Source organism: Desulfurella sp. (assembly GCF_023256235.1).
Lineage (GTDB): Bacteria > Campylobacterota_A > Desulfurellia > Desulfurellales > Desulfurellaceae > Desulfurella.
This window is the reverse complement of the sequence record NZ_JAGDWY010000037.1, coordinates 35,564-43,743: the sequence shown is the minus strand read 5'-3', so window position 1 is coordinate 43,743 and position 8,180 is coordinate 35,564. Positions and strand designations below refer to the sequence as shown.

10 protein-coding genes are annotated in these 8,180 nt (G+C 33.5%); 2 read left to right on the top strand and 8 right to left on the bottom strand.

All coding sequences use genetic code 11. The features are described 5' to 3' along the window. The 6 genes from Q0C22_RS03910 to Q0C22_RS03885 form a co-directional block, all read right to left on the bottom strand. A partial coding sequence (locus Q0C22_RS03910; RefSeq protein WP_291491324.1) for a lyase family protein occupies nt 1–250 on the bottom strand: 250 nt, incomplete at its 3' end. Nucleotides 251–461: 211 nt separating this feature from the next. Beyond that, the gene (locus Q0C22_RS03905) at nt 462–1,748 is read right to left on the bottom strand and encodes a homoserine dehydrogenase (protein WP_291491312.1); all 1,287 of its coding nucleotides are present in this window, start codon (nt 1,746–1,748) and stop codon (nt 462–464) included. After that, nucleotides 1,741–2,811, bottom strand: coding sequence for a nitronate monooxygenase (locus Q0C22_RS03900; protein ID WP_291491291.1), 1,071 nt, complete (start codon nt 2,809–2,811; stop codon nt 1,741–1,743). The genes Q0C22_RS03905 and Q0C22_RS03900 overlap by 8 nt, the downstream gene beginning before the upstream one ends. 119 nt (nt 2,812–2,930) lie before the next feature. Then, on the bottom strand, nt 2,931–3,503 hold the full coding sequence (pth, locus tag Q0C22_RS03895; protein WP_291491282.1) for an aminoacyl-tRNA hydrolase: 573 nt from the start codon (nt 3,501–3,503) through the stop codon (nt 2,931–2,933). Between the two features lie 9 nt (nt 3,504–3,512). Next, nucleotides 3,513–4,091, bottom strand: a complete 579-nt coding sequence (locus Q0C22_RS03890; protein WP_291491274.1) for a 50S ribosomal protein L25 — start codon at nt 4,089–4,091, stop codon at nt 3,513–3,515. 11 nt (nt 4,092–4,102) lie between these two features. Further along, nucleotides 4,103–5,038, bottom strand: coding sequence for a ribose-phosphate pyrophosphokinase (locus Q0C22_RS03885; RefSeq protein WP_291491266.1), 936 nt, complete (start codon nt 5,036–5,038; stop codon nt 4,103–4,105). Nucleotides 5,039–5,294: 256 nt separating this feature from the next. Here Q0C22_RS03885 and Q0C22_RS03880 point away from each other — a divergent pair, with 256 nt between their 5' ends. Both Q0C22_RS03880 and Q0C22_RS03875 read left to right on the top strand, forming a co-directional pair. Beyond that, nucleotides 5,295–6,515 carry an Nramp family divalent metal transporter gene (locus Q0C22_RS03880; protein ID WP_291491246.1) on the top strand — a complete coding sequence of 407 codons (1,221 nt, stop codon included), beginning with the start codon at nt 5,295–5,297 and terminating at the stop codon, nt 6,513–6,515. 164 nt (nt 6,516–6,679) lie between these two features. Then, nucleotides 6,680–7,021, top strand: a complete 342-nt coding sequence (locus Q0C22_RS03875; RefSeq protein WP_291491225.1) for a cupin domain-containing protein — start codon at nt 6,680–6,682, stop codon at nt 7,019–7,021. Between the two features lie 123 nt (nt 7,022–7,144). On the opposite strand, the gene Q0C22_RS03870 is transcribed toward Q0C22_RS03875, so the two are convergent. Both Q0C22_RS03870 and Q0C22_RS03865 read right to left on the bottom strand, forming a co-directional pair. Further along, the gene (locus Q0C22_RS03870) at nt 7,145–7,909 is read right to left on the bottom strand and encodes a slipin family protein (RefSeq protein WP_291491216.1); all 765 of its coding nucleotides are present in this window, start codon (nt 7,907–7,909) and stop codon (nt 7,145–7,147) included. Nucleotides 7,910–7,912: 3 nt separating this feature from the next. Beyond that, nucleotides 7,913–8,180: NfeD family protein (locus Q0C22_RS03865; RefSeq protein ID WP_291491204.1), on the bottom strand; the 268-nt coding region annotated here is incomplete at its 5' end.

Below are 8,180 nucleotides of genomic sequence, written 5' to 3'. Positions count from 1 at the left end.
CTTCATCTTGTGGATTAAATTCAAATTCACCTGTTTCAATCTGTCTTTCAATTTTACGTAAACCATCAATAATTTTCTCGGCTTCTTCTTGATCAATTATTGATTGCTTAGCAAGCATTTTAACATGAGCTATGCTGCCTAATATGTCATATTTATAAAGACGCTTATCATAGCTTATACTTTCTGAAAATTGTTCCATTAGATTATCCTGGCCAGTATTAAAGCGTCCAGCCCACAATTTACCATTCATAAACACTCCTTTTAAAAACTCTGCAAACTCCTGATGTTTTGCTTTTTCATTATTCTAAAAGAACGCTTAAAAACCTCAAAAAAACATTCTTTTAAACAAAATAACTATCCCTACCTTTACCCATAAACTTTTTTTTGTAAAAAAACTTGCCGTCATTTTTTATCAATTGATTCAAAAATACAAAAATTACCATACTTAAAACACAATGTGATTAATCCAGAACTCTTATCAAAACAGTTCCGTTTTTTATTATAGTCTGATGATTTTTTTCAATTTCTCTTATTGCTTTTTTAACATTAGACTCTTTAGCTTTGTGCGTTAATACTAAAAGTGGCACGACATCCAAACCTTTTCCTATTTGCACAACACTTTTTATGCTAATATTGTACTTGCTTAAAACATAGGAAATACGGCTAAGTACACCAACACTATCTACAACACTAAACCTTATATAAAAATTAGACTCAAGACTATCAATATCTACAAATTCCATTTTTTCAAACACGCGCATAGAAAGCGTGTCTTTTACTGTACCAGATTCAATATCTTTTGCAATATCAATGATATCTGCAACCACAGATGAAGCTGTGGGTAAACTACCTGCACCTTTTCCAACATATGTAGTCTGGCCTGTCATATCAGAAATAACGCTTATTGCATTATAAACACCATCTACTTTAGCAAGTATATTATCTTGCTCTATAAAATAAGGGGCAACACGTACAAGTAGTTTATTATCTTTTGAATTTGCTATACCAAGCAATTTTACTCTGTAGCCTAATTTTTGGGCAAAATCTATATCAATAAAGTCAATATCTCTTATGCCTTCAACATGTACATCTTTTTCTTCAACTTTAGCATTAAAACTAATTGAAGCTAAAATCGCCATCTTTTGAGCGGAGTCAATACCATCTATATCAAATGACGGATCACGTTCAGCGTAACCTTCTTTAATTGCTTTATTTAATATAGTTTCAAAAGACTCGTGTGTTTCAAACATCTGACTCAAAATATAATTGCATGTACCATTCACAATTGCTTTTATGCTTTTTATGTTGTTTGCCATTAAGTCCCTTGTGATAACCTTTATAATAGGCACACCGCCTGCAACAGAAGCTTCAAACCCAATTTTTACACCATTTTGAGCAGCTTTAGAAAAAATTTCAAAACCATGATTTGCAAAAAGCGCCTTGTTTGCGCTAACAATGTTTTTTTTGTTATCGATAGCTTGGCAAACAAACTTACGTGCTACATCAATACCACCAATGAGTTCCAAAACAATATCTATATCATCGTCAAATAATTCTTTATATTCTTTTGCGTAAATATAATTTGTTATTAGATTTTTGCACTTGGAAGTTCGGGAAAAAACCTTTTTAATATTGATGCCAAAACCCAATCGTTTTCTTATTAAATCAGCATTATCCTGTAAAATTTTAACAACTCCGCAACCTACAGTTCCAAGACCAAAAATCCCAATATTTATGTTTTTATCCATAAACAAGCTCCTTCATCAACTCTTCTACACTTAAAAGCCTATCAATTCTATAAGCATTAGTGCCCACAGTGTAAATGGGTTTTTCTTTGTCGCTGTTGTAGCCTGCGCTTGAGAGCAAGCCATTGCATATGCAAAAGTAATTTATATTATCTACCATAGCAGGACAATACCCATCTTTATTTAACAAATAACCTTTATCACAATTTGGTGGCCTTTTTGCCAAAAGCGCATCCTGATACATAGGCGATGATTTTATTACGCGAAATGGCAAACCCGAAGGCGAACCTGGTCTATATGCTACAATAATATCGTCTTTATTTGCTTTAATTACTGCCTGTTTATAGTCATCGGAAGCACTACTTTCAAATGTTGCTAAAAATCTTGTACCCATCTGTACACCATCAGCTCCCATTTTTAAAAATTTTTTTATATCTTCATGTGTGTAAATGCCTCCTGCTACAATAACAGGTATATCGCCACATTTCATTGCCTTTTCTTTTATTGGAGGAAAAAGATTCTCAAGTTTATTTTCTTCTTTATCTAAATCTGCAAAATGAAAACCCAGGTGCCCCCCAGCTAAAGGACCTTCCACTACAACAGCATCAGGCCTTGTCCCAAAACGTTCCCAGCGCTTACAAATAATATCAAACGCCCTTAGGCTTGACACAATAGGAACAAGTGCTACATCTTTACTTGTAGCTATTTTTGGAAGTTCAGTAGGAAGGCCAGCGCCAGATATGATTATGTCTACACCGCCAGCTATTGCACCTTTGACGCTTGCTTCGTAGTCTTTTTGGACAGCTACCATAATATTTATGCCTACGTAGTTTGAACCGTCTTTTGCAAGAGCGATTTCTTCTTCGCAAGCTTCATATATAGAATATTTTTTGTTATTTCGCTTACTTAAGATTCTATCTAAAGCCACACTCGATACAACACCAACCCCACCGTTTTGTGAAACAGCTTTTGCCAGGGGGTACAGGCTCACGCCTACACCCATACCACCTTGTATTATGCAGTGTTCTATTGTTTTATCTTTAATTTTTAGTTTCTTTAGTGCCATTGTTGCTTTTTACATCCTTTTTATTCATCACTTTTGCAAATTTAAGCAAGTATTTAAAGCATCTTTACGCAGACACTTCACCTGCGCTTGAAAGCAAATTATAAAAAACCTCACAATTACTAATTGTTATATAAATTAGCCGCTTTTTCAAACCCATCTGTAACCACTTTCATGCATGCTTTAGAGGCAATTTCTGCACTTTGACTTAATATTTTTTTTTCATCTTCGCTAAGTTTCTTTAATACATAATCTGCTGTATCAATTTTAAAAACATTTGCAAATAATACGCTTCTTACTCCAATTTTTACCTGTACAAACGCTTTTGATCCTAAAGTGTCAATAATTGATTGCACGCCTTTGTGTCCACCACTTGATGAATTTCTCTTAAGTCTAACTTTCCCCAGTTCTATATCTATATCATCCCTTACTATAATTAGGTTTTCGATGTCAACCTTGTAAAAACTAACAATTAAACCTACAGACTTACCACTTAGGTTCATGTAGGTGATTGGTTTTGCAAGCAATACTTTTGTCTGTCCAATGTAAGAAAATGCACACATTGCATAAAATGAGCTTTTACTAAATTTTACACCCAGTTTTTCTGCTATTATATCGAGAACTAAAAAACCTGCGTTATGAAAAGTATTTGTGTAAACCTCTCCAGGATTTCCAAGCCCAACAATTACATGCATACAAGATTATTAAGTTTGAGGAGCTTCAGTTTGAGACTCCTCTTGAGCCAATTCTTCTTTAGATTTACCTACAACGCCAACAATTTCAAAATTCTTACTGCTAGCTATCTTGACTCCTTCGGGAAGTTCTAAATCAAAAGCATGTATAGAATCGCCAATTTCCAGATTTGTTACATCTAAAACTATCTCATGCGGTATTTTATCTGGTAAGCTGTTTAGTGCGATCTTCTTTCTTGGTTGATATAAATCGCCGCCAGCTTTTACACCTTTTGGTTCACCTTTTAATACAATTGGTACTTCTATATTGATATGCTTGTTTGGGTCAAACTTATAAAAATCTATATGGTAAATATCTGAAGTTACAGGGTGTTTCTGCATTTCTTTTATAATGCATCTAAAAGTCTCATTATCAAAACTAACCTCAAAAATATCGGTTCGTCTAGCTTTCCTTAAAATTGTAAGTGTTTCTTTTTTATCTAAGCTTATATTAATAGGCTTAGGCAATTGCCCATAAATTACAGCGGGTATGCGGTTTTGTTTACGAAGCGTTTTTGCTTTTGCATCCCTGATTTGTGCTTTAAATTGCATTGTTCCTCCTTTTAATCAAACAGTGAACTTACCGATTCTTTATTATAAATTCTTCTAATTGCTTCCCCAATAACATTGGCAACAGAAAGCGTTTTTATTTTTTTGCAATCCCTATCTTTATTCCATACCAGTGTATCTGTAACAACAAGCTCTTTTATAGGAGATTTTTCTATGCGCTCAAGTGCTGGTCCAGAAAGCACAGGATGTGTGCAACAAGCATAAATTTCCATTGCACCTTTTTCTGCCAAAGCAATACTTGCATTTACTATCGTACCTGCTGTATCTATAAGATCATCCACAAGCACAGCAGTTTTTCCTTCTACTTCACCTATAATATGCAAAACCTCGCTTACATTAGGTTTAGGTCTTCTTTTATCTACAATAGCAAGGCTACATCCAAGTTTTTTTCCCAACTCTCTGGCTCGCTCAACACCACCTGCATCTGGTGAAACTATTACAATATCATCTTTGTGAAGCTCACGAATATAATTGGCTATAACTGGCGATGCATATAAGTGGTCAACCGGTATATCAAAAAAACCCTGAATTTGACCAGCATGCAAATCCATAGCAACAATTCTGTCTGCTCCAGATACGGTAAGCAAATCTGCCATAAGTTTTGCACTTATTGGTACACGTGATTTTACTTTTCTATCTTGTCTTGCATATGCATAATATGGTAAAACGACAGTTAAGGAATTTGCGCTTGAGCGTTTTATTGCGTCCATTGTAACAAGCATTTCCATTATATTTTCATTAACAGGTCTAGATAAAGAACAAATCAAAAAAACATCGGAGCCTCTTATATTTTCCTTTATCTGAACCGAAACTTCACCATCGCTAAAGCGTGAAATTTCCGTATCAACAATTGGCTCATTGAGATAATAACTTATTTTTTGAGATAGCTCTTTGTTAGCTGAACCAGCAATTAATTTTAAACCTCTCATTAAAACCACCTTTTAAAGCCATCTTTAAAAAATACATCTGGCTTTAATCTAACAATAAAAGCCCTTCAAAACTTACCAGCTTAATCTACCAAATAGCATTGATTTTGTCAACAATATGTAGATTCAAAAGGACTTTTTAGTGTGATAAGCACTTTTTGTTTATAAATAATTGAGCCTAATAAATTCACTTGACTTTTTTATATAAGTCTAATATATTTATGCTAGACTAATTATTCTTTTGAATTAGAGGAATTAGATGAAAAGAGATTTTAAAACATTGTTTTTATCTTTTTTAGCTGTATTTGGACCAGGCTTTATAGTTATGATAGCAGATATGGATGCAGGTTCAATTACAACCGCTTTTGTGTCAGGTGCAAAATATGGTTACAGTCTTATACCTTTACAGATACTGCTTATACCCTTATTATATATAGTACAGGAAATTGCATCAAGACTAGGATGTGTTACAAGCAAGGGACACGGCGAACTTATAAGAGAATATTTTGGTGAAAAATGGGCTGCTTTTTCTACTATTTTATTGCTTATTGTGGTTTTTAGTGCACTTTTAACAGAGTTTTCTGGTATTGCAGCAAGTTCAGAAATTGTTGGCATACCAAAGGACTATCTTATTATTACAAGCGCAGTGTTGCTAGTTCTTGTTGCTCTAAGCGGAAAATATAAGCGTGCAGAAAATATCGCTATTGTTTTTTCTTTGGTTTCTTTTGCTTTTATACCTGCTGCCATAATGTCTCATCCAAATTATTCAGAAATAGCAAAAAGTTTTAGTTTAGCTCAACCTTTTAATAACAAAAATTACCTTTTTCTTATAGCTGCAAATGTAGGTGCAGTAATCATGCCTTGGATGATTTACTACCAACAAAGTGCAACAGTAGAAAAACGTTTACAAGCTTGCGATATAAAATTTGCAAAATGGGATACATTGATCGGTAGTTTTGCAACACAAATTTTAATGATTGTAGTAATCATACTGGGCGCCTCTGTACTTTATAGAGAGCATATTTCACCTGATAATGCTTATAATTTTGCTTTGGCTTTGGTACCAATTGCGGGGAAATACAGTGCATTGCTGTTTGCTATTGGGTTGTATGCTTCAAGTATTTTAGCTGCATTTGTCGTTTCTATGTCATTTGCCTGGGCATCTGGTGAAACCTGGAATTTTGGTCACTCTTTAAACGCCAATTTCAAGCAAGAAAAACTGTTTTACTTAATATATATTGCTTTAGTTGCTCTAAGCGCCATCATAATTCTAATACCTGGAATACCACTTGTAAAGATTATGGTTGATGTAGAAGCTTTTAATGGTTTTGTACTACCAATTGTTATAGGTTTTTTAATAGCGCTTGCAAGCAGCAAAAAAATACTCAAAAATTATTCATATTCTAAAGCCTATATTAGCATAGTCGCACTTCTTGCTTTAGCAATTATAGCGTTAGGGATATATTCTGTTGTTGTGTAAGCTTAAAAATTGTTTTAGGCTAAAAACCGCCTCAACCGTGTTAAAATATTTCCGCTATATTTTCGATGCATACAAAAGCCAGTAACAAATATAATCTTGACAACCTTCCAAATAAGGTTATATAGACTCTAAAGTAACTTTAAGCTAAAAATAGGAGGGGTTTGATGAAAGAATTTGTAAAAATTGAAGATTTAAAATTTATAGAGCACCCATCAAATAAAAATGTAAAAATAGGTTATATTTTGACACACAAAGATGATAATGTAGATTTTACAAGTGCTATTGTAAAAATACCTAAAGGTCAATCAATACCAGAGCATACGCATAATGTGTATGATATTATATGCCCTTTATCTGGAAAAGGCACAATATGGGTAGAAAACGCAGGTGAATGCGAGCTTAAAAAAGGTGTTTTTGTAAAAGTTCCACCACACACAAAACATAAGATTTATAATGTTGAAGAAGATTTAGAAATTTATGACATATTTAGTAGTTTCAATTTATAAAATACAAATAAATAATCCTATTTAAATAAAAATTTCTAAAATAGTAGACGGGCACTTTTGTGCCCTTTAAAATTAAAAAATAAAATTATTCATTCATAGGAATACAAGAAACAAAAGTATGTTTTAGGTTTGCTCTTTTTGGGCAATGGATTTACCAATTTCTCTTAATATATCAAGCGGTATTGGTAAAATCGTAGTTGTATTATTTGTAGAAGAAATCTCATTTAATGTTTGAAGGTATCTAAGCTGGAGAGCTATTGGATTTTGTGATATAATACGTGCCGCTTCGTTTAATTTTTCGGCTGCTTGATATTCACCATCAGCGTTAATAATTTTAGCCCTTCTATCTCTTTCTGCTTCAGCCTGGCGTGCCATTGCTCTTTGCATATCCTGTGGTAAATCAATCTGTTTTAACTCAACCAGTGTTACTTTTACACCCCAGGCATCTGTGTGTTTGTCAAGAATTTCCTGGATTTCTGAATTGACTTTTTCACGTTCTGAAAGCAATTTATCAAGCTCAGCCTGACCACAAACACTTCTTAATGTGGTTTGTGCAAGCTGCTCTACTGCATATGCGTAATTTTTAATCTGAACTACAGCATTTAGAGCATTTACTACTTTAAAATATACAACGGCGTTTATTTTAATTGTTATATTATCCTTTGTTATGACATCTTGCGGTTGCACTTCCAGCGTATTAATCCTTAAAGAAACCTTTGCCATACTGTCAATAATTGGCCAAAGTATTATCAAACCAGGTCCTTTAACGCCAATTGCTCGCCCGAGTCTAAAAATTACTGCTCTATCGTATTCTTGAACAATACGAATAGAGTTTAAAATAACAATTAATAAAAAAATAACAACAACAATTAACACGATGCTTTCCATAAATTATGCCTCCTTTTTTACAAATAATTTTAATGATTCCTGTTTAATTACTGTAACTTTTTGGCCAATTTCTATATCAGAATCACTATATGCTGTCCATATTTCGCCTTCTATTTCAATTTGGCCTGGACTATCTTTTTTAATCGGTTTTTTGCATATGCCAGTTTTACCTACAAGATTTTCCAAAGTTTTCACAGGAAGTTTTTGGGCCCTTAAACCAAGAGCAACCACAAATACTACAAAAATAAAAATACCTATAAAAATAGGACAT